General features: G+C 29.6%; 19 protein-coding genes and 2 tRNA genes. 9 read left to right on the top strand and 12 right to left on the bottom strand.

Translation table 11 applies throughout. The annotated features are described in order from the left end of the window. Positions 1-32: 32 nt before the first annotated feature. The 4 genes from clpP to CDSE_RS01310 form a co-directional block, all read right to left on the bottom strand. Entirely contained in the window at positions 33-680 is a 648-nt protein-coding gene (gene clpP / locus CDSE_RS01325) for an ATP-dependent Clp endopeptidase proteolytic subunit ClpP (protein ID WP_015396209.1), read from the bottom strand. Next, a complete protein-coding gene (tig, locus tag CDSE_RS01320; RefSeq protein WP_015396208.1) occupies positions 677-1,987 on the bottom strand; it encodes a trigger factor in 1,311 nt (436 codons plus the stop codon). Before tig ends, clpP begins: the two co-directional genes overlap by 4 nt. A 258-nt stretch (positions 1,988-2,245) precedes the next feature. Continuing rightward, positions 2,246-2,452: a cold-shock protein gene (locus tag CDSE_RS01315; protein WP_235043917.1), complete on the bottom strand. Its 207-nt coding sequence runs from the start codon at positions 2,450-2,452 to the stop codon at positions 2,246-2,248. A gap of 457 nt (positions 2,453-2,909) precedes the next feature. Further along, a tRNA-Leu gene (locus CDSE_RS01310) sits at positions 2,910-2,994 on the bottom strand. 40 nt (positions 2,995-3,034) lie between these two features. Between CDSE_RS01310 and dapC the strand changes: the two genes are divergently transcribed. From dapC to prmB, 4 genes are read left to right on the top strand one after another with little or no spacing between them, the layout of a single operon-like run. Then, positions 3,035-4,234 carry a succinyldiaminopimelate transaminase gene (gene dapC, locus CDSE_RS01305; RefSeq protein ID WP_015396206.1) on the top strand — a complete coding sequence of 400 codons (1,200 nt, stop codon included), beginning with the start codon at positions 3,035-3,037 and terminating at the stop codon, positions 4,232-4,234. 23 nt (positions 4,235-4,257) lie between these two features. Further along, a complete protein-coding gene (dapD, locus tag CDSE_RS01300; protein ID WP_015396205.1) occupies positions 4,258-5,079 on the top strand; it encodes a 2,3,4,5-tetrahydropyridine-2,6-dicarboxylate N-succinyltransferase in 822 nt (273 codons plus the stop codon). Beyond that, positions 5,079-6,218, top strand: a complete 1,140-nt coding sequence (gene dapE / locus CDSE_RS01295; protein WP_015396204.1) for a succinyl-diaminopimelate desuccinylase — start codon at positions 5,079-5,081, stop codon at positions 6,216-6,218. Before dapD ends, dapE begins: the two co-directional genes overlap by 1 nt. Before the next feature lie 16 nt (positions 6,219-6,234). After that, on the top strand, positions 6,235-7,131 hold the full coding sequence (gene prmB / locus CDSE_RS01290) for a 50S ribosomal protein L3 N(5)-glutamine methyltransferase (protein WP_015396203.1): 897 nt from the start codon (positions 6,235-6,237) through the stop codon (positions 7,129-7,131). Between the two features lie 4 nt (positions 7,132-7,135). Here prmB and CDSE_RS01285 read toward each other — a convergent pair whose 3' ends face one another. From CDSE_RS01285 to purN, 3 genes are all read right to left on the bottom strand, one after another. After that, complete coding sequence (locus tag CDSE_RS01285) at positions 7,136-9,373, bottom strand: UvrD-helicase domain-containing protein (protein ID WP_015396202.1); 2,238 nt, start codon at positions 9,371-9,373, stop codon at positions 7,136-7,138. Next, a complete protein-coding gene (locus CDSE_RS01280; RefSeq protein ID WP_015396201.1) occupies positions 9,370-10,560 on the bottom strand; it encodes a DesA family fatty acid desaturase in 1,191 nt (396 codons plus the stop codon). The genes CDSE_RS01285 and CDSE_RS01280 overlap by 4 nt, the downstream gene beginning before the upstream one ends. 218 nt (positions 10,561-10,778) lie before the next feature. Next, positions 10,779-11,453: a phosphoribosylglycinamide formyltransferase gene (gene purN / locus CDSE_RS01275; RefSeq protein WP_015396200.1), complete on the bottom strand. Its 675-nt coding sequence runs from the start codon at positions 11,451-11,453 to the stop codon at positions 10,779-10,781. Positions 11,454-11,521: 68 nt separating this feature from the next. Between purN and CDSE_RS01270 the strand changes: the two genes are divergently transcribed. The 5 genes from CDSE_RS01270 to dut are packed head-to-tail and all read left to right on the top strand — an operon-like array spanning position 11,522 to position 17,613. Further along, on the top strand, positions 11,522-12,472 hold the full coding sequence (locus CDSE_RS01270) for a bifunctional riboflavin kinase/FAD synthetase (RefSeq protein ID WP_015396199.1): 951 nt from the start codon (positions 11,522-11,524) through the stop codon (positions 12,470-12,472). Next, entirely contained in the window at positions 12,462-15,326 is a 2,865-nt protein-coding gene (gene ileS, locus CDSE_RS01265; RefSeq protein WP_015396198.1) for an isoleucine--tRNA ligase, read from the top strand. The genes CDSE_RS01270 and ileS overlap by 11 nt, the downstream gene beginning before the upstream one ends. 3 nt (positions 15,327-15,329) lie before the next feature. Then, a complete protein-coding gene (gene lspA, locus CDSE_RS01260; protein ID WP_015396197.1) occupies positions 15,330-15,830 on the top strand; it encodes a signal peptidase II in 501 nt (166 codons plus the stop codon). 49 nt (positions 15,831-15,879) lie between these two features. Beyond that, entirely contained in the window at positions 15,880-17,073 is a 1,194-nt protein-coding gene (coaBC, locus tag CDSE_RS01255) for a bifunctional phosphopantothenoylcysteine decarboxylase/phosphopantothenate--cysteine ligase CoaBC (RefSeq protein ID WP_015396196.1), read from the top strand. Positions 17,074-17,103: 30 nt separating this feature from the next. Next, on the top strand, positions 17,104-17,613 hold the full coding sequence (gene dut / locus CDSE_RS01250) for a dUTP diphosphatase (RefSeq protein ID WP_015396195.1): 510 nt from the start codon (positions 17,104-17,106) through the stop codon (positions 17,611-17,613). A 10-nt stretch (positions 17,614-17,623) separates the two neighbouring features. Here dut and CDSE_RS01245 read toward each other — a convergent pair whose 3' ends face one another. From CDSE_RS01245 to CDSE_RS01225, 5 genes are all read right to left on the bottom strand, one after another. Further along, the gene (locus tag CDSE_RS01245; RefSeq protein ID WP_015396194.1) at positions 17,624-17,875 is read right to left on the bottom strand and encodes an HPr family phosphocarrier protein; all 252 of its coding nucleotides are present in this window, start codon (positions 17,873-17,875) and stop codon (positions 17,624-17,626) included. A gap of 56 nt (positions 17,876-17,931) precedes the next feature. Continuing rightward, positions 17,932-18,897 (bottom strand): glutathione synthase, encoded by a 966-nt coding sequence (gshB, locus tag CDSE_RS01240; protein WP_015396193.1) that lies wholly within the window; start codon positions 18,895-18,897, stop codon positions 17,932-17,934. 81 nt (positions 18,898-18,978) lie between these two features. Beyond that, positions 18,979-19,503 (bottom strand): translation initiation factor IF-3, encoded by a 525-nt coding sequence (gene infC / locus CDSE_RS01235; RefSeq protein WP_015396192.1) that lies wholly within the window; start codon positions 19,501-19,503, stop codon positions 18,979-18,981. Positions 19,504-19,534: 31 nt separating this feature from the next. Continuing rightward, on the bottom strand, positions 19,535-21,466 hold the full coding sequence (gene thrS, locus CDSE_RS01230) for a threonine--tRNA ligase (RefSeq protein WP_015396191.1): 1,932 nt from the start codon (positions 21,464-21,466) through the stop codon (positions 19,535-19,537). A gap of 223 nt (positions 21,467-21,689) precedes the next feature. Beyond that, positions 21,690-21,766, bottom strand: a tRNA-Val gene (locus CDSE_RS01225). Positions 21,767-21,779: the final 13 nt, after the last annotated feature.

Below are 21,779 nucleotides of genomic sequence, written 5' to 3'. Positions count from 1 at the left end.
TATTTACAAAAACAAACAAACTAAGATGAGACTCAACGAGAAGCCACAACCATATCTATTAACCCATAAGACAAAGCCTCTTCAGCAGACATAAAGTTATCACGATCTGTATCTTCAGATATTTCTTCTATGCTTTTACCTGTATTTTCTGACATAATAAAATTTAATCTATTTTTAAGTCTTAGAATTTCTTTAGCGTGAATCTGTATGTCAGTAGCCTGACCATTAGCTCCTCCAGATGGCTGATGTATCATTATTGAAGAATTAGGTAAACTAAAACGCTTACCCTTCTTACCAGCAGATAACAAAAAGGCTCCCATGCTAGCAGCTAGTCCTATACATATAGTAGACACATCTGGCTTTACAAACATCATAGTATCAAAAATAGCCATTCCAGCATATATAGAACCACCTGGAGAATTAATATATATATTAATATCTTTATTGGGATCTTCAGATTCCAGGAAAAGCATTTGAGCAACGACTAAATTAGCAATATTGTCATCAATAGGACCAACTAAAAAAATAATTCTTTCTTTTAATAATCTAGAATATATATCATAAGCTCTTTCTCCTCTACCCGAACTTTCAACAACCATAGGCACATATCCAGAAGATATATTATAATTATTATTATTGTAATAATTGCTATAGTCTGTAAATACTCTCTTATTGATCATTCTAATCCCATCAAAGTTTCAAAACTTATATTTTCTTCAGTAACATCCGCTAAACTCAATACATGATCAACCACGTTGTTCTCAATAACTAAGGCTTCAATTTCTGACTTTTTATTCTTGTCTGATAAGAAATTATTAATAAACTGCTCTTGATTTTCATAATTTTTAGCAAAATCATTCACATAATTAAATATTTGTTCATCATTGGCATAAAGATTATTCTTCTTTGCTATATCTGAAATAAGAAGACCAAATCTTACCATTTTAGCTGATTCTTCCGAAATCTTATCATATGATAAATCTTTTAAATCCTCTATATTTTTACCCTGAGACTTTAATTTCTGCCCCAAAATGTTCAATCTATTTTGAACCTCAGCACTAACTAATGATTCTGGCACTTCAAATTCTATGTTCTCTAACAGAACATTCATAACACTACTTTTATTACGATTTTTTAAACGAATATCAACTTCTCTTTCTATACTTGATTGAACACTGAGTTTTAATTTATCTAAATTAAAACCATCTTCATTACTAAATAATTTAGCAAAATCGTCATTTAAATCTGGCAAAATACTCTCTAGAACTTCTATTATCTCTATAGAAAATTCTGCTGTTTTACCAGCAACCTTATTATCATGATAATTCTCTGGGAATGTAAGGTTAAATATCTTTTTATCTCCTGATTTCATACCAATAACAGCATTCTCAAAATCAGATAACAATTGATTATTACCCAAAACAAAAGAAAATGAATCTGAGCTACCACCGTTAAATGGTTCTCCATCTATAGTACCAATAAATTTAAGAGTAACCTTATCTCCATTAGATGCACAATAATTATCTTTTTTCTCAAATCTAGCTTTTTGTTTTCTCAGAAAATCTAATGTTTTATTTACATCATCATCAGTAATACTACTTGTGTATTTTTTAATATTCAAAGAACTAAAATCAGGAATAGAAATATTTGGATAAACCTCAAAATCAGCTACAAATGATAAAAATTGATTATCTTCAATCTTTTCTGGAGTAATACTAGGAAAACCCACTATAGATAAATCATTTTCCTTTAAAAGTTTCTCAAATGAACCACCTATTAGACGACTAATAACATCTTGACGAACATTAGCTCCATATGTACGTTTTACAATATCTAGAGGAGCCTTACCAGGTCTAAAACCAGATATTTTAGTAGTTCGAGATAAATTTAATAGTTCTTTATTAAGTTCATTGTCAACATCTGAAACAGACACTTTTAGAACAGCACGGCGCTTTACACCAGTAAGAGATTCAATAACAGGATGCATGTAAGAAACCTATCTAAATAATAGTTAAAAAAATAATATTTTACAAACCTCAAAACCAAATACCATCATTTTAATAAGACTAGACTAAACAAGAACTTTATATTTAAAAAATAATCTTGCTAATCAAGACCTGATAATGTATTAAATTATTCTTTTTGTATGATGAAAATAATTTTCACCAATATTTTACAAAAACATAAATAAAAAATAAAAAACCACTCCCTTAAATTAAAGAGTGGTTCTTATAAAAGACAAAAACTATTGCAGAATTTGAATTTTTGTAGCTTGTAGACCTTTTGGACCTGTAGTTACAACAAAACTTACTCTCTGATTTTCCTCAAGTGACTTAAAACCTGTACCTTGAATTTCTGAAAAATGTACAAAAAGATCTTTTCCACCAGACTCAGGTGAAATAAAACCATATCCCTTTTCAGTATTAAACCACTTAACAACACCAGTTTCCAACATATTGCATTTCCCTTGAGATATAGGCATATAGCCGATACACAACCAACCAAGGAGAGAATAATAGAACAATAACTATAGCCCAAAAGACACAAAGTACTGAACGATAAATCTCAACACCTGAGACGAGATCGTGTGTTAACAAAAACTGAAATTTTCTATACTTAAAATTTAGTATCTATAAAACAACAATTAACTAAACTTAGATAAAAAAACAGAATGTTAACATAATAACTAAAAGCCAAAAAAAATAAAAAATAAAAAATAAAAACGACCTGAAAGTCTATGTAATCTTTAAATAATTTCTCAAAGCAAAATGATAAATTCAGATTACATAAGCTCAAAATCTATCAATCATTATACAGAAATTATCTTTATAAAAAAACTAATAAATATAAGCTGTACGATAAAATAAATTATGTTTACAATAAAGAATTAAGACAAACAAATCGCTTAATGGTGCGAAGGAGGGGACTCGAACCCATACACCTTTCGGCGCCAGGACCTAAACCTGGTGCGTCTACCAATTTCGCCACCTTCGCAACATGTGTATATTATATCATTTTGCTCACAAAAAAAACTATGAATCTAAAATTAAATAAATTAAATCCATATCCATTCGAAAAACTTCGTGTTTTGCTATCTAATATTGACAATAAAAACAACAAACACATACCAATAAATCTATCAATTGGAGAACCAAAACACCCAGCTCCAGACACAATTAAAAATGCAATTGTTAATAATATATCTGGTATATCAAATTACCCTACCACAAAAGGAGATCAAAAATTAAGAGAAACTATAGCTAATTGGATAGAAAAACGATATAACAAAACTAAAGTTAATCCTGATAGCGAAATATTACCTGTCATTGGCTCAAGAGAAGCATTATTTTCTTTTGCACAAATTGTTATAAATAATTCTATAATTAATCCTGTTGTTATTTGCCCTAATCCTTTTTATCAAATTTATGAAGGAGCTTCTCTATTAGCTGGAGCTGAACCTTATTATGTAAATTTAGACCAAAAAAATAATTTTTCTTATAAATGGAACGATGTCCCAGAACAAGTATGGAATAAAACCCAATTGTTATATGTATGCTCACCAGGAAATCCTGCAGGAAATGTACTAAACCTACAAGAGTGGAAAGAAATTTTTGATCTGTCTAATAAATACAACTTTGTAATAGCCTCAGATGAATGTTATTCAGAAATATATTATGATGAATCACACCCTCCTCTAGGAGCACTAGAAGCAGCAAATTTACTAAATTTAACGGACTATAATAATTTAGTTGTATTTTCAAGTTTATCCAAAAGATCAAATGTGCCAGGATTAAGATCTGGCTTTGTAGCTGGCGATGCTAAAATAATTAACAAATTTCTTCTTTATAGGACTTACAACGGAAGCGCTATGAGTCCTTTGGTAACAGCAGCTAGCATAGCAGCATGGTCGGATGAAAAACATGTACAAGAAAATCGTAAATTGTATAATGATAAAATAGAAAGTGTGTTTCCTATACTTAAAAAGGTAATGCATATAGATAAACCTCAAGCATCTTTTTATTTATGGGCAAAAACTCCTGTTTCAGATGAAGAATTCACACGCAAGTTATTCGAGGATACTTTAATAACAGTTCTTCCTGGAAGTTTTCTAGCGCGTAAATCCATGGGCATAAATCCTGGAGATAATATGATAAGAATAGCATTAGTTTCGTCTTTAAAAGAATGTACTGAAGCTGCTAACAAAATTGCTGAATTTATAAAAAACAATTATTAACTAATCTTAAATAAAGAAATAACATGAACTTAGATATACAACACAAAATAGAAGATTCCTGGGAAAATAGAAATAATATTTCACCTTCTAGCGTATCAAAAGAAGTTAAAGAAACCATTGAAAAGGTTATAAATTTATTAGACTCTGGCTCTATTAGAGTAGCAGAAAAAATAGATGGTGAGTGGATCACACACCAATGGATAAAGAAAGCTGTTTTACTATCTTTTAGAATTAAAGAAAATCAAACAATTGGTAAATCTCCATTAATATTTTACGATAAAGTACCTTTAAAGTTTAACGAGTTTGATGATAACCAATTTAAAAATGGAGGATATAGAGTTGTTCCTAATGCAATAGCTAGAAAAGGAGCATTCATAGGAAACAATGTGGTACTTATGCCCTCTTACGTTAATATAGGAGCATATATAGGTGAAGGAACAATGGTTGATACATGGGCAACTGTTGGATCATGTGCTCAAATAGGAAAAAATGTACATTTATCTGGCGGAGTGGGAATAGGTGGTGTTCTAGAACCATTGCAAGCTAATCCAACAATTATAGAAGATAATTGCTTTATAGGAGCAAGATCAGAAGTAGTAGAAGGAGTAGTGGTAGAAGAAAATTCTGTTTTAGCAATGGGTGTCTTCCTATCTCAAAGCACAAAGATATTAGATAGATCTACTAATAAAGTTACATATGGAAGAATCCCATCAGGCTCAGTAGTCGTTCCTGGGTCAATTCCTTCTTCTGACGGTACATATAGCCTAGCTTGTGCTGTTATTGTTAAAAGAGTTGACGCTAAAACAAGAGCTAAAACAAGTATAAATGATTTATTGAGATCATAATGAAAAAAAATGATCTATCAACATTACAAATAACAAAAGAATTAGTTAAACTTAAATCTATTACTCCTAATGATGCTGGATGCCAATCATTAATAATTGAAATTTTAAAAAAACTTAATTTTAAATTTGAAGTTATTTGTAAAAATGGAGTAACTAACTTATGGGCTATTAGGGGCTTAAGCCCCCCATTATTTGCTTTTGCAGGACACACTGATGTTGTCCCAACAGGAAATATTAGTGAATGGGCAACGGATCCTTTTACTCCTACGGAAGATAATGGTTTTCTCTATGGTAGAGGAACAGCTGATATGAAAGGATCTATAGCTGCTTTTCTAGTTGCAATTATAGAATTCATAAAAGACAATCCCGATCACAATGGATCAATAGCACTAATAATAACCTCCGATGAAGAAGGTCCAGCTAACGATGGAACTAAACTCATTTGTGAATTTCTTGAAAAGAAAAATATATTTCTTGATTATTGTATAGTAGGAGAACCAACATCAGAAAAAATATTAGGAGATACCTATAAAAATGGACGTCGCGGATCTTTATCTGGGAATCTTACTGTAAAAGGAATACAAGGTCATGTGGCTTATCCTCACCTGGCTAATAATCCTATACACTCTATTGCCCCTGCTTTATTAGAAATAACTAATACAAATTGGGACAACGGTAATGAATATTTTCCTAAAACCACATTCCAAATTTCCAATATACATGCAGGTAACGGAGCCACTAATATAATCCCAGGAGAAATAAATATAGAGTTTAACTTTAGATTCTCAACTGAAAGCACTCCAGAACTTTTACAAAAAAGAATAAACTCTATATTGGATAAACATCATTTAAAATATAATATCAATTGGTTATTAAATGGAAATCCATTCTTAACAAAAAGTGGTAAATTAACCAAAGCAATATCTGAATCAATATATGAAGAACTTGGCATAATAGGTAATATGTCTACTTCAGGAGGAACATCAGATGGTAGATTTATAACTAAAATCAGTAAAGAAATAATAGAATTTGGTCCTTGTAATGCTACAATACACAAAGTTAATGAACATGTTAAAATTTCAGATCTTGATATGTTAAAAAACATATATAAAAAAACATTAGCTAAATTATTAATTTAGAAAAATCAAAGAATCAATGTTTACAAATAACAATTTCAATGAACTTAGATCAGTAAGAGATCTAATTAGATATGCCATAAGTAATTTTAATAAAGAAAATTTGTTCTTTGGGCATGGAAATGATAACTCTTTCGATGAAGCTATATATTTAGTTTCCTATGCAATAAACATTCCATCAAACGATATAATAGATCTTTTTATGGATGCCTCAGTTACCTTTGAAGAACGTAATAATATTATAAATTTAATTAATAAAAGAATTAAAAAACGTATTCCGATAGGATATTTAACCAATGAAGCTTGGTTGCAGGGATATAAATTTTATGTAGATGAGAGAGTAATAATTCCACGATCATTTATATCTGAACTATTAATAAAAGATTTAAACCCATGGATAAAAAATCCTAAATCTGTAAGAAACATATTAGATTTATGTACTGGTTCTGGATGTTTAGCCATAATGGCATCTTTTAGCTTTCCTAATGCAAAAATAATGGCAACTGACGTTTCAAACGAGGCCTTAAATGTAGCGAAAAAAAACATTTTCAACTATGCATTAGAAGATATAATCACTACAAAAAACAGTAATGTTTTTGAAGATATTAAAGAATATCCATATGATATAATCTTATGTAATCCTCCATATGTAAACAATAAATCTATGCAATCACTACCTATTGAATACACTCATGAGCCTAAAACAGCATTAGATGGAGGAATTGACGGAATGGATATTATAAGAAAAATTATAGAAAAAGCAGCATTCTATTTAAACAAGGAAGGTTTATTAATTCTAGAGATAGGAAATGAATACGAAAATTTTCAAAGATCATTCCCAAATCTCAAACCAACTTGGTTAACAACAACAAATACTGAGAAAAGTGTCCTTCTTCTAAGGAAAGAAGATCTATAACTAATTATTCAAATTTTGCGATACGAAGCATTATGGTCTTGACTCCTGAGTTAGTAAAGTTTATTTGTGCCTGACAATCATCTCCGCTACCTATTAACTTAACTATAACACCATCACCAAAACTCTTATGTCTTACATGTTGCCCAATATAAAATTTATTATTATTAACACTAACTTCACTTGCAACTGATTTAAAATTATTGCTATTAGCTCTTAACGTATCTGTATAAACATACTTCTTATTAATAACATTTACATTATTAATGTTTTGCTTCTTTATAAAATTTATGTGGTCATTATCTATTTCTTGAATAAAACGAGACCTAGAAGAATATCTTGTCTGACCCCTTAACATTCTACTATTAGCCATCGTAATATATAATTTCTCTTTAGCTCTAGTAATAGCAACATACATCAAACGTCTTTCTTCTTCAACACTAGAAGAATCGACAACACTATTTTCATGAGGAAATAGACCCTCCTCAACCCCAGTAATAAAAACCACCCTGAATTCAAGTCCTTTGGCAGCATGAACTGTCATTAACTGAACAGATGGTTGATTGTCATCTATTTGACCATCCCCAGCTTCCAAAGAAGCATGAGATAAAAAAGATAACAAAGGAGTCATTTTTTCTTCTATAAAAACATTACTATCTTGTAAAGAAGAATTTAATAAAGAAGAAGCAGGAATATCAATATAACCATCTTCAGTGGAAAAAACCATTGCCGCAGTAACTAATTCTTTTAAATTCTCTAAACGATCCTTATCTGATTCTTCTTTGCTATTTTGATAATAAGAATTAATACCAGTAAAATCTAAAAGATATTCAACAAGACTAGACAAAGTAAGTTTATTTGATAATTCTTTTAGTGAGTTAATTATATTATTAAAAGCAACTAAATTAGCTCTGCTTTTCCCTTGATAGTACTTAACTGCATCGTATAAACTGACATCATACTCTCTTGATATAGCCCAAAGAGAATCTAAAGTGCGAGGACCTATACCTCGAATTGGGAAATTTACTACTCTTATCCATGAATTATTATCATTACTATTAACAATAAGACGTAAATAAGCCAAAGCATGTTTTATTTCTTGTCGTTCAAAAAATCTAAGACCACCATAAACCTTATAAGAAACTCCTCTTGAGAAAAAAGCATGCTCTAATACTCTTGATTGAGCATTACTTCTATACAAAATAGCTATTTCATCTGGATTAACCTTGTTATTTTTAACAAGTTTTTTGATCTCATCAACTACCCATTGAGATTCCATAGAATCATTAAATGTTTCTACAACAGAAACTTTATCGCCATCACCACTCTGAGTCCATAATTTTTTACCTAAACGCCCAGTATTATTCTTAATTAAAGAATTAGCTGCTCCTAATATGTGACCTAAAGAACGATAATTTTGCTCTAATCTAATTATATTGCCTTTAGCATAATATTTATCAAATAAAGATATATTACCTACATTAGCACCTCTAAATGCATAAATAGATTGATCATCATCTCCTACTGCAAACACTGATGTTGACTTTCCTATTAATAAACGCAACCATTCATATTGTAGATTATTAGTATCTTGAAACTCATCAACTAAAATAAAGCGAAATCTATCTTGATAATAATTTCTAATATTATCATCTGATTTCAAAAGCTCATAAGACTTTAACAATAACTCAGAAAAATCAACAAGACCCTCACGAGAACATTGAATCTCATACTCTTGATAAAGTTCTGTTAATTTTTTACTATAAGAATCATAGACCTCTACCTTAGATGATCTAATACCATACTCTTTGTGATAATTTATAAATTTTTGCAAATCTCTTGCTTGATTCTTAGATTCATTAACATCATTAGATTTTATAATACGTTTTATTAAAGACAACTGATCAGACATATCTATTATCTGAAATGACTGCAACAAATTAGATTCTCTCCAATGAATTCTAAGCATTTTATGGCATAAACCATGAAAAGTTCCTATCCATAATCCTTTTATGTCTGTAGTTAACATGCTAGATACCCTAGATATCATTTCTTTTGCTGCTTTATTGGTAAAAGTAACAGCCAAAATATCATAAGTAGTAGCCTGTTTTGTGTTAAGTAACCAAGCCATTCTAGAAGAAAGAACTTTGGTTTTACCACTTCCAGCTCCAGCTAAAACCAAAGTATGAGAAGACCCAGTAGTTACAGCTTTCTCCTGCTCTGCATTTAAATCATTTAAATTCATACGACATAACGTTTTAGGCTAAATGCAAACTTCTCTAAATCACAAATGCCACTCATTTGTGCTCGTTTACACCAAGTTTTTAAGTAAGAAAGAAGTTGCTCACTAGTAAGATTAGAACTATCCCAAACATGAGCAAGGTCACGACGCATTTCTATAAGAATTGATAAAGACTTGCTACTAGATATTGCCTTATCAACTTCTGCTAATTTTTCTGGATTAATTATTGATTCATGCTTATATAAGTCAGCATTTACTTTTTTTAATCTAATATAACAATCATGAGAATTTCTAAGTGTTTTTAATTCATGGTTCATAACTTTCTTAATAATATCAGCATATCTTGCCATTATTTCATATCTATGAGTAATAATCCCATTTAATGTTATCAGATCAATATTTCTATTAGAATCACTCAAAATAAGTCTAGGGGCTATTTTTTTTATTTTAGCCAAACCTAAAAATGATAATAATCTTATATAACACCATCCCAAATCAAATTCATACCAAGTAGAAGAAAACTTTGCTGAAGTAGCAAAAGCATGGTGATTGTTATGCAACTCCTCTCCTCCTATTATCAAGCCTATAGGAAACAAATTAGTGCTAGTATCTGGACTATTATAATTTCGATAACCCCAATAATGACCTGCCCCATTAACAACACCAGCAGCCCAAAAAGGTATCCAAGCCATCTGAATAGCCCAAACTGTTAGTCCTACAATACCAAAAAGAGCTATATCTATGACTAGAGTAATCATTATTCCCAAACTACTATGTTTTGAATAAAGATTTTGCTCTAACCAATCATCAGGCGTCCCTTTACCAAATCTTAATAATGTTTCTTGATTAGCAGCTTCCTCACGATAAAGCTCAGCTCCACCAAAAAAAACTTTCCATATTCCAAAAATCATAGGAGAATGAGGATCGCCTTCTCTCTCACATTTAGCATGATGCTTACGATGTATAGCAACCCACTCCTTTGTTACCATGCCGGTTGTCATCCATAACCAAAAACGAAAAAAATGCATAACAAAAGGATGTAAATCTAAAGCTCTATGAGCTTGACTTCTATGAAGAAAAATTGTAACCCCGAGTATAGTGATGTGAGTTACCAAAAGAGTAAATAAGAAAATCTGCAAAGACGAAGCTTGTGTGAAACCACCAGTTATAAAAGAAATAATTTTATCCATATTTGGTTACTTATAAAAATATATAGAGAAGTTACTTATGATATACCCTATACATAAGAAAAAATTAAAAAGATTCATATTTCACGCAATAAAAGCAATAAATATGAAATATATTATAGGTACCTATAATATATAATTGCATTAAAAACCAATCAAAAAATCTCACAAGTTAGTTCTAACTCAAAATATTCTTAGTTGCAAATAAACAACTGTGTTTTTCAGAATAATTGCATATGATCAACATCATCATAAAATAACAAATTATTTTCTCCTTTAACTTCCACTTTATTTTCTTGATTAATTACAATCTTACCAAGAGACAACCATTTACAAACTAATGGAAAAATCTTATGCTCTATCTTTAAAACTCTTTCTGCTAAACTAGCAGAATCATCATTAGATTTAACTGATAAACAACCCTGTATTATTATAGGACCATCGTCTAATTCTGAATTCACAAAATGAATAGTGCAACCATGAATTTTAACACCCTTTTCAATTGCTTTATAATGAGTATTCAATCCTGGAAAAGATGGTAGCAAAGAAGGATGTATATTTATTAACCTATGTTTATAATGATCAACAAAATCTTTTGATAGAATACGCATAAAACCAGCTAATAAAACATAATCAGGAAAATATTCGTCTATTTTTTTCTTAAGTGCTTGATCAAAAAGGTCTCTATTTGCATAATTCTTATGATCTAATGAATCCGTAGGAATATTTCTGTCTTTAGCCCATTGTAAACCTAGAGAACTAGGATCATTAGATATAACAGCACAAATAGTTGCTGGCCATTTTCCATATATAGATGACTCTACTATTTTTTGCATATTGCTACCACGACCTGAAATTAATATAACAAAGCGACAATTTTTATGATGATTTTTCAAAATAATATGTTCTCCGAATTAATAAAGTTATTAAAATATATTCATTAGTTTTTATTTGGAAACAAAAATTGCATATTTACAAAAACATAAACAATCCCTTGAAGCAATCATGCGCTCTTACAATTGGTAATTTCGATGGCGTACATATAGGGCATCAAAAAATATTAACAAAACTCGTAGAGGAAGCAACAGCTAGAAGAATAACACCTTCTGTGTTGACCTTCCATCCTCATTCACGTGAGTTTTTTCAAAAAAACAATAATTTATTACAAAACTTACCAACACGAATTTACAAAACAAGAGACAAAATTGAAAATATATCAAAATATTCTATCGATCAAATATTTATATCTAAATTTAATAGTGAAATATCACAAATAACAGCTAATACATTCATTGAAGAATTCTTAGTAAGAAATCTAAATGTTAAATACTTACTCATTGGAGAAAACTTTCAATTTGGATATAAACGTCAAGGTAATTTAGAAACATTGCAAAAAGCATCTCTAAAATATAATTTTGAAGTTCAAACAATAAAAAGAGTCATAGATAATCACAATAATCGAATATCTAGCTCACAAATACGAGAGGCTTTAAAATTATCTAATATCACTTTAGCAAATAGCCTTTTAGGCAGGAATTTTGGTATAACAGGACATGTAATTCATGGTAATAAAATAGGCAGAAAACTAGGTTACCCAACTATGAACATAAGTGTTCCACAGAATTATGCTCTAAGCAAAGGAGTATATCTAGTATATGTATATGGACTAGAAAATAAAAAAATACCTGGAGTAGCTAGTCTAGGAACAAGAGAAACTCTAGAAAAAAATGGTATATTATTGTTAGAAATATCTCTCATTGATGTTAATATAACAGCATATGGTAAACTTATACATATTGAATTTATAAAAAAATTACGCAATGAAGAGAAGTTTCCTGACATAGAATCACTAATACATGCAATTTCTACTGACATAAAAAACGCACGTTCTTACTTTAATACCCATGGACTATAAAAATACACTGAATTTACTAGATACCTCATTCCCAATGCGTGCTAACTTACCTCAAAGAGAACCACTTTGGATTAAAGAATGGGAAGAAAATCACATATATGAAATCATAAGAAAGTCTTGTGAAGGAAGACCTAAATTTACTCTGCATGATGGTCCACCATATGCTAATGGAAGCATTCACTTGGGACATTCTGTTAATAAAATTCTAAAAGACATAATAATAAAAAGCAAAACTATGTCAGGGTATGATGCAAACTATATCCCTGGATGGGATTGCCATGGTATGCCTATAGAAATACAGATAGAAAAAAAATATGGAAAAAATCTTTCCACAAGAGAGCTTCAAAATAAATCCAGATCTTATGCTAAGATTCAAATTGAGAATCAAAAACAAGGATTTAAACGTCTAGGAATTATTGCTAATTGGAATAATCCTTATCTAACTATGGATTTTAAAAATGAAGCCAATGAAATACGTGTTTTAAAAAGAATTATTGAACATGGATTTGTTTTTAGAGGATTGAAACCTGTAAATTGGTGTTTTGATTGTAAATCAACATTAGCAGATGCTGAAATAGAATATTACGATAAAAATGATACAGCTATATATGTGTCATTTAACTTTATAAATAAAATAGAATTAGAAAATATTTTTAACGTTAGTGGTATAGAAAAAGGGTCAATAGTTATTTGGACCACTACACCATGGACGATACCTTCTAATCAATGCATTAATATACATCCAGAGATAGAGTATGCTTTAGTTTGCACCAATTCCAAAGTAGCATCTCAAGCTATGATAATAATAGCTAAAGATAGAGTCTCGAGTTTTTTAAAAGAGACAAATCTAAATGGAAACATCTTATCTACGACTCAAGGGAAAAATCTTAAAAACCAAGTGTTTCTTCATCCCTTGGCAGAATTAAATAATTTCTACAATCGTAAAACTCCAGTTCTACTGGCTGACTATGTTACTTTAGAATCAGGTACTGGTGTTGTTCATTCAGCTCCTGCTCATGGAATTGAGGATTTTAATACTTTTAAAGAAAATGGCTTCCATGATTCAGAGATTCTAAATTTAATTAACGAAGAAGGTTATTTCTTAGATTGTGTACCACTATTCAAAGGATTGTCTATTTGGGAAGCAAATAAAAATATTATTGAAATATTACTAAGCGTTAATAATTTATTAAAATCGGAATCTTATAACCATAGTTATATGCACTGTTGGAGACATAAAACTCCGATAATTTTAAGAACAGCTTACCAATGGTTTGCTGGCATGGACATAAAATCAGAAAATAATACAACCGTTAGAGAAACTGCTTTATCAAGCATAGATGAAACAATCTTTTATCCTTCTTGGGGAAAAGATAGATTAAAATCAATGATATCTAACAGACCTGATTGGACTTTATCACGTCAAAGACAATGGGGTGTACCAATGCCATTCTTTCTGCATAAAGAAACTAAAGAACTACATCCAAATACCATATATTTTATGGAATTAATAGCTAATAGAATAGAAAAAGGTGGTATTGAAGAATGGCAAAATATAACTGTTAATGATTTCCTAACAGAAGAAGAATCAAAATTCTATGAAAAAAATAGTGATACATTAGATGTATGGTTCGATTCAGGATCGACACATGCAACAGTTATTGGTGGAAAATCAAAAGATATAAATGGCACTCATTTAAACGAACTATCTTGGCCAGTTGATTTATATTTAGAAGGATCTGATCAGCATAGAGGATGGTTTCATTCATCTTTACTTACTAGTTGTATGCTTTATGGTAAAGCTCCTTATAAATCACTATTAACCCATGGTTTTGTAGTAGATGGAGAAGGTAAAAAGATGAGCAAATCTTTAGGCAATGTAATTTCTCCTCAGAAAATATGTGATTCACTAGGAGCAGAGATACTAAGGCTTTGGGTTGCTAACACTGACTATTCTGGAGAATTATCAATTTCTAAAGAAATACTTGATAGAGTTGTAGAAAGTTATCGACGTATACGAAATACAATAAGATTTCTATTATCTAATATAAGTGACTTTAATCTTAATAATCATGTTGACTATTCTAATCTTTTTGAAATCGATAAATATGCATTAATAATGACTAATAATTTTCAAAAAGAAATTAGAGTTTATTATGAAAAATATGAATTCCATAAAGCTATATCAAAAATACAAAAATTTTGCTCAGAAGATTTAGGAGCTTTCTATTTAGATATTTTAAAAGATCGTTTGTACACCACAGCTATTAACAGCTTAGCTAGAAGATCAGCTCAAACAGCTTTGTTAGAGATCACACAAACTTTATTAAAAATAATAGCACCTATTTTATCATTTACAGCAGAAGAAGCATGGCGTGAATTGTTAAATTCAAATAATATTGACTTGAAAGAAAATTCTTTTAAAAAAACTATTTTTACAGAATTATTTCATGAAATAAAAACATTAGAATCAGATAATTATTTATGTGAAAAATGGCTCCAAATAAGAACAATTAAGGATTTAACTCAAAAAAAATTAGAAGAAACAAGAAAAAATAATGAAATAGGATCATCTCTACAAGCAGAAGTAGAAATATATGCAAATAATCATGATAGAAAAATATTAGATAGCATAAAAAATGATTTGCATTTCGTTCTTATTGTTTCAAAATGCACAATTTTCGATTCCAAGACTCAAGAAACAGAAGTAATTGTTAAGTCATCTAATAATAAAAAATGTCAGCGTTGTTGGCATTGGAGAGATGATCTATGTACATATAATGAATATGAAAATATTTGTAAAAGATGTATAGAAAATTTATTTAAAAATGGTGAAAATCGCAGTAAAGCTTAACTTATGGTAAAAAAATTATATAACCCTAGAGGTAATTATCTTAGAAAATATTGTTTGTTTATAGCATTTATTCTAATTATTGTAGATCAATATACTAAATCATATTTAGATCAAACAATAAAATACGCAGAAAGAATAAATATATACTCATTCTTTGATCTAACTATTATATACAATTGGGGAGCAGCTTTTAGTATATTATCTAATCAGAATGGTTGGGAAAGATATTTTTTTATAGTTATAGGCTGTTTTGTTTGCTTGGTAATACTAAAACAGTTCATATATAAACAAGCAACAAATATAATACTATTTCTTTCTTTAACTACTATTTTGGCTGGTACTATAGGCAATATGATAGATAGGATTATTAATGGGTATGTAATAGACTTTTTATTGTTCTATTACAATGATTTTTTCTTCCCTGCGTTTAACTTTGCTGATGTTTATATAAGCTTTGGTACGATTTTACTTATTTTATCTGAAGTAGTGAACAAAAAAAGATAGCTTTATATTTATTAATATTAAAAATGGGTTGAGGTATTCAATTATAAAAATGTCTGATCTTTATAAAAAAAATATCATTATAGGAATGACAGGTAGTATTGCTTGTTACAAAGTAGCAGATTTAATTAAAATCTTAATAGAAAAAGAAGCGATAGTAACTATCGTAATGACTAAGTCATCTAAAAATTTTATTACCAAGACTACTATGGAAACTCTTTCTGGTAAAGATGTCATTGATGATGAGTCATGGAACATTTCCGATAATGGAATAAATCATATAAATTTAACCAGAAAAGCAGACTTAATAATTATAGTTCCATCAACTGCAAATTTTATAGCAAAAATATCAAATGGAATAGCTGATGATTTCTTATCCACTATGTGTTTAGCAAGAAATTGTCAACTATTCATTGCACCAGCAATGAATAAAGAAATGTGGAATAATCCCAGCACACAACGTAATATTAAACAATTAATACTTGATAACATTAAAATCATTGGGCCTTCATACGGCAAACAAGCCTGTGGAGAAATTGGATATGGAAAACTGGCAGAAATAGAAGAAATATCAGATGAAATAATATCATTCTTCCAACCCAAACTATTAAAAAACAAAAAAATACTTATAACAGCAGGACCTACTATAGAACCAATAGACCCAATACGATTCATAAGTAATAAATCATCTGGTAAAATGGGTTATTCTATAGCAAAAGCAGCTTATGAATTTGGTGCAGATGTCACTCTTGTAACTGGACCAACAAATTTAAAAATTCCAACAAACATTAAAACTTATAATGTTGTAACAGCTGTTGATATGTATCAATCTGTTATGAGAAATATAGCTGATATAGATGTTTTTATATCAGTCGCTGCTGTTTCAGATTGGAAGGTATTAAACTACCAAAACAATAAAATCAAAAAAAATAATACTAATAATATTCCGAAAATAATTTTAGATTACAATCCTGATATTTTATATGAAGTAGCTAAAATTAAAAACAAACCATTCTGCGTTGGTTTTGCAGCTGAAACTGAAAACCTAAAAGATTATGCATATAAAAAACTTATTCAAAAAAATATTGATCTTATCATAGCTAATATTGCAACTGACGTAATGAATTCTGACAAGGCAAAACTTATGTTAATAGACTCGTCAGAAATTTTAGATTTGCCTAATTCTAATAAAATAGAAGCTGCTAGACAGGTAATGAAAGAGATATCCAAAAAACTTAAACAATAGACACTCAAAACAAACTACATTAATATAAATATGAAACATGAATCAGAAAATTTAATTGACAAATTGTTATCACCAAAAATTGAGATTAAAATCACTAATGATTTCTTAAAAAAAAATGGCGAACTACCTAAATATCAAAGCGAACTTGCTGCAGGTATTGATTTATATGCTTGTGTAGAAGAAACAATTGAGATAAAACCAGGAGCTATACCTGCATTAATATCAACTGGTATAGCTATACATATGAATAAATCTAACATGATGGCAATCATACTACCAAGATCTGGACTTGGGCATAAAAAAGGACTAATACTTGGAAATACTGCTGGAGTAATTGACGCAGATTATTCAGGTACTATTTTCATCAGCGCATGGAATAGAAATCATAAAGATTCTAACATGTCCATTTTTATTAACCCAGGAGAAAGAATAGCACAAATGATATTTCTACCAATAATCAAGCCTATATTTGATCTGGTAGAAAATTTTTCAGAAAATAATCCAAGAGGGAATAGTGGTTTTGGTTCAACAGGAAAATAAAAATACAAATCTAAGAAAAAAAGCATTCTAAAGAATTTATAGCCTCTTCAGCATCTATACCAGATGCTTCTATTTTAATAAGTTTACCTTTTCCTGCGGCCAACATCATTATACCCATAATACTTTTCGCATTGACTCGTCTAGCATCACATGATATAAAAATCTCACATCTAAATTTACCTGCAATTTTAGTAAGTTTAGATGACTCAACAGCATTCAAACCACATTCTTTATTAAGAATTACATTTTTAGCTAAAATCATATAAAAGAAGAAAAATTATTTGATTAATCATAATGTTATAAAATATAAAAAACTCTTTAAGTTTTATTTAATAACAATGTTTCTAAATAGTCAACAAACATTCCTGATACATTAAATTGAGTTTGTTTTTTAATCTCTACAAAACAAGTAGGACTAGTTATATTGATTTCAGTTAAATAATCTCCTATAATATCCAAACCTATTATGGCAAGGCCTTTATCAATAAAAAAATCACTAACTATTTCTGCTATTCTTATATCATTTTTAGAAAGAGTCTGAGCAACACCTCTTCCTCCTACTGCTAAATTGCCCCTTGTCTCTCCTTCTTTTGGAATTCTAGCTAAACAAAAAGGAACGATCTTGTTATTTATTAAGATTACCCTTTTATCTCCATTTAATATTTCTGGAATGTATTTTTGCACCATAACTGTAGAACTATTATTATTTGTAACTGTTTCTAAAATAACATTTAAATTATAGTCATTATTCTTCAGTCTAAATATACCAGTTCCACCCATACCATCTAACGGTTTCACAATCACATCTTGATGTTTACAACAGAATTTTTGTAATTCAAAAATACTACTAGAAACTATAGTCGGAGCTATAAGTTCGGGAAAATTCAAAATTGATAATTTCTCAGGATAATTACGAATTGACGCTGGGTTATTTATAATATTAACACCACTTTTTTTTGCATATTCAAGTATATGAGTCATATAAAGATACTCCATGTCAAATGGAGGATCTTTCCTAACCAACACAACATCAAACAAACTAATTTCCTCTATATTTGAAGAAGAGTTTGTATAAAACCATTCATTTTTATGTAAATTAATATTTGTTTGTAAATAAATTCTTTGAGATTTAACCTTTACCTTACCATCTTCAATAAATAAATCTTTTTGATTGGCTATACTAATTACATTATTTCTTTCAATTAAAGTAATCATTATATCCACAGAAGTATCTTTATAAGCAAAAAGAGTTTCTATTGGATCTATTATAAATAATACATGCATAAAATTATCAAACAAATGCTTGCGTAAAACAATTACGCAAGCTATTAATTAAGTAAGAATGTAGCGTTTTTAAATAACTATTTACACAGTTTTTTTCTTTGGTGCTAACATCATAACCATCTGTCTACCCTCTAATTTAGGCATTGACTCTACAAGAGCATAATCGACTAAATCAGAGCGTATTCTTTCTAGAAGAACCATACCTATTTCTTGATGAGCCATTTCTCTTCCACGAAAACGTAAAGAAACCTTAGCCTTATCACCTTCTTCTAAAAACCTACGTAAATTTCTTAATTTAACATTATAATCTCCATCATCTGTAGATGGCCGAAACTTAATTTCCTTTACTTGAATTGTCTTTTGTTTAGACTTAGCTTCAGCTAATCTTTTTTGTTCTTTATATTTAAATTTACCATAATCCATCAAACGACAAACAGGAGGAATCGCATTAGGAGCTATCTCAACAAGATCAATACCAAGATCTTCTGATAATTGCAAAGCCTCAGCAATCTTCTTTATTCCCAACTGTTCACCATCAATACCTATCAAACGTATTTCAGGAACACGGATTTCACCATTTATACGACTAGTCTTTTCGGTAGCGATATTAACAACTCCTCAAAAATTAAAAAGAAAATTAACTAGAAAAACTATGATTAAGTGTACATATATCATCAGTTAGAAGTTTTATAAATTCATTACTATTCATAATAAAAGAATTTTTAGATCCTCTAGTACGTATTGATAAAGTAGCATCATTTTTTTCTTTCTCACCAACAACTAAAATATATGGTACTTTCTGCAAAGAATGTTCTCGAATTTTACGATTAATTTTTTCATTCCTCAAATCAACCTCAACACGAAAACCATTTTTTCTTAAATCTCGCATAACAATATTAGCATAATCTGCATACTGTTCAGAAATGCAACAAATTACAATCTGTACTGGAGCTAACCAAAGAGGCATAGAACCAGCATGATGCTCAATCAAAACACCTACAAAACGCTCTATAGAACCTAGAATAGCTCTATGAAGCATTACTGGATTACACCTTTGATCATGTGCATCTACATATTCAGCTTTTAATCTTACAGGCATAGAAAAATCAACCTGAATAGTGCCACATTGCCAATTTCTTCCTATTGCATCTTTTAAAACATATTCTATCTTAGGACCGTAAAAAGCACCTTCTCCTGCACTAATATCAAATTCACAACCCATTTGACTAAGACTATTAATTAAAGCATTCTCGGCCTGATCCCATAAATCATCACTACCTATCCTCTTCTTAGGTCGAGTAGATACTCTATATGTAATATCTTTAAAACCAAAATCATTATATACTTTTTGCAGTAATTTTGTAAAACAAATACATTCTTTCTCTAAATGTTCTTCAGCACAAAATATATGACCATCATCTTGAGTAAATCCTCGCAATCTCATAAGACCATGTAAAGAACCAGATGTTTCATTGCGATGGCACTGTCCAAACTCACCATATCTTATAGGTAGTTCTTTATATGAACGTAAACTTGAATTAAAAACCTGTATATGTCCTGGGCAATTCATAGGTTTTAGAGCATAATCACGATTCTCTGAATGAGTAATGAACATATTCTCACGATAATTATCCCAATGACCTGTTTTTTTCCACAAAGATATATCTAATAATTGAGGACTCTTAATTTCCTTATAACCATTATTAACATACACATTCCTCATATAATTTTCTATTTGTTGCCATATAATCCAACCTTTTGGGTGCCAAAAAATTAATCCAGGCCCTTCTTCTTGAATATGAAATAAATCTAAATCTTTAGATATTTTCCTGTGGTCTCTTTTTGCTGCCTCTTCTAGCATTTTTAAATAACTATTTAACTGATCTTTAGTAGCCCAGGCTGTACCATATATCCTTTGTAACATTTCATTATTGCTATCTCCTCGCCAATATGCTCCAGATATTTTTAATAATTTAAAATATTTTAAAAAACCATTAGAAGGAACATGAGGACCTTTACATAAATCAACAAAATTACCCTCTCTATACAATGAGAGATCATCAGATTCTGGTATTTGAGAAATTATTTCTACTTTATAGCTTTCACCTATTTCTTTAAAAAAATTTAATGCATTATTTCTACTAGAAGATTCTCTTATAATTAATTCATTTTTCAATGATAATTCATGCATTTTCTTTTCTATAATATTTAGATCATCTAAAGTTATAGAGTGTTTACAACTAATATCATAATAAAAACCATTATCAATAACTGGACCTATAGCAATTTTTGCTTCTGGAAATAATTCTTTAATAGCATAGGCTAGTAAATGTGCTGTAGAATGACGAATTATTTCCAAACCTTCACTTTCTTTTATAGTGATAATTTTAACTGTTGCATTTTTAATTATTTGGAAACTCAAATCAACTAATTTAAAATCCACACCATTAAAACTTATAGATCCTGCAACAGCTATGCTATTCAAACCAATATCCGTGACAACTGTAGAAATATTAACTGCCTGATCATATCTAAGTTGCAAGCCATCTGGCAATGTCACTAATATCATTAAACATTCCTTAAATCATAAAATCAAAATATATAAATACAAATATATTTATATATAAATAAAATACTTTCTAAATATAAGTTACTAACTGGACTTAAAAGAAAAAATTATCAACAAAGATAATTATATAGAATTTACAGAAATCTACTACTATAGATTAACAAGGATATGCATACATCTTACAAAAAACAAGAAACCATAATCATATTATTATATTTATATATGGTAGGCGGTATTGGGATCGAACCAACGACCTCTACGATGTCAACGTAGCGCTCTAACCATCTGAGCTAACCGCCTATAATTGTTAATT

Origin of the sequence: Candidatus Kinetoplastibacterium desouzaii TCC079E, assembly GCF_000340795.1 — a bacterium.
Taxonomy (GTDB): Bacteria; Pseudomonadota; Gammaproteobacteria; order Burkholderiales; family Burkholderiaceae_B; genus Kinetoplastidibacterium; species Kinetoplastidibacterium desouzai.
The sequence above is the reverse complement of the archived record's forward strand: the minus strand, read 5'-3'. Positions and strand labels throughout refer to the sequence as shown.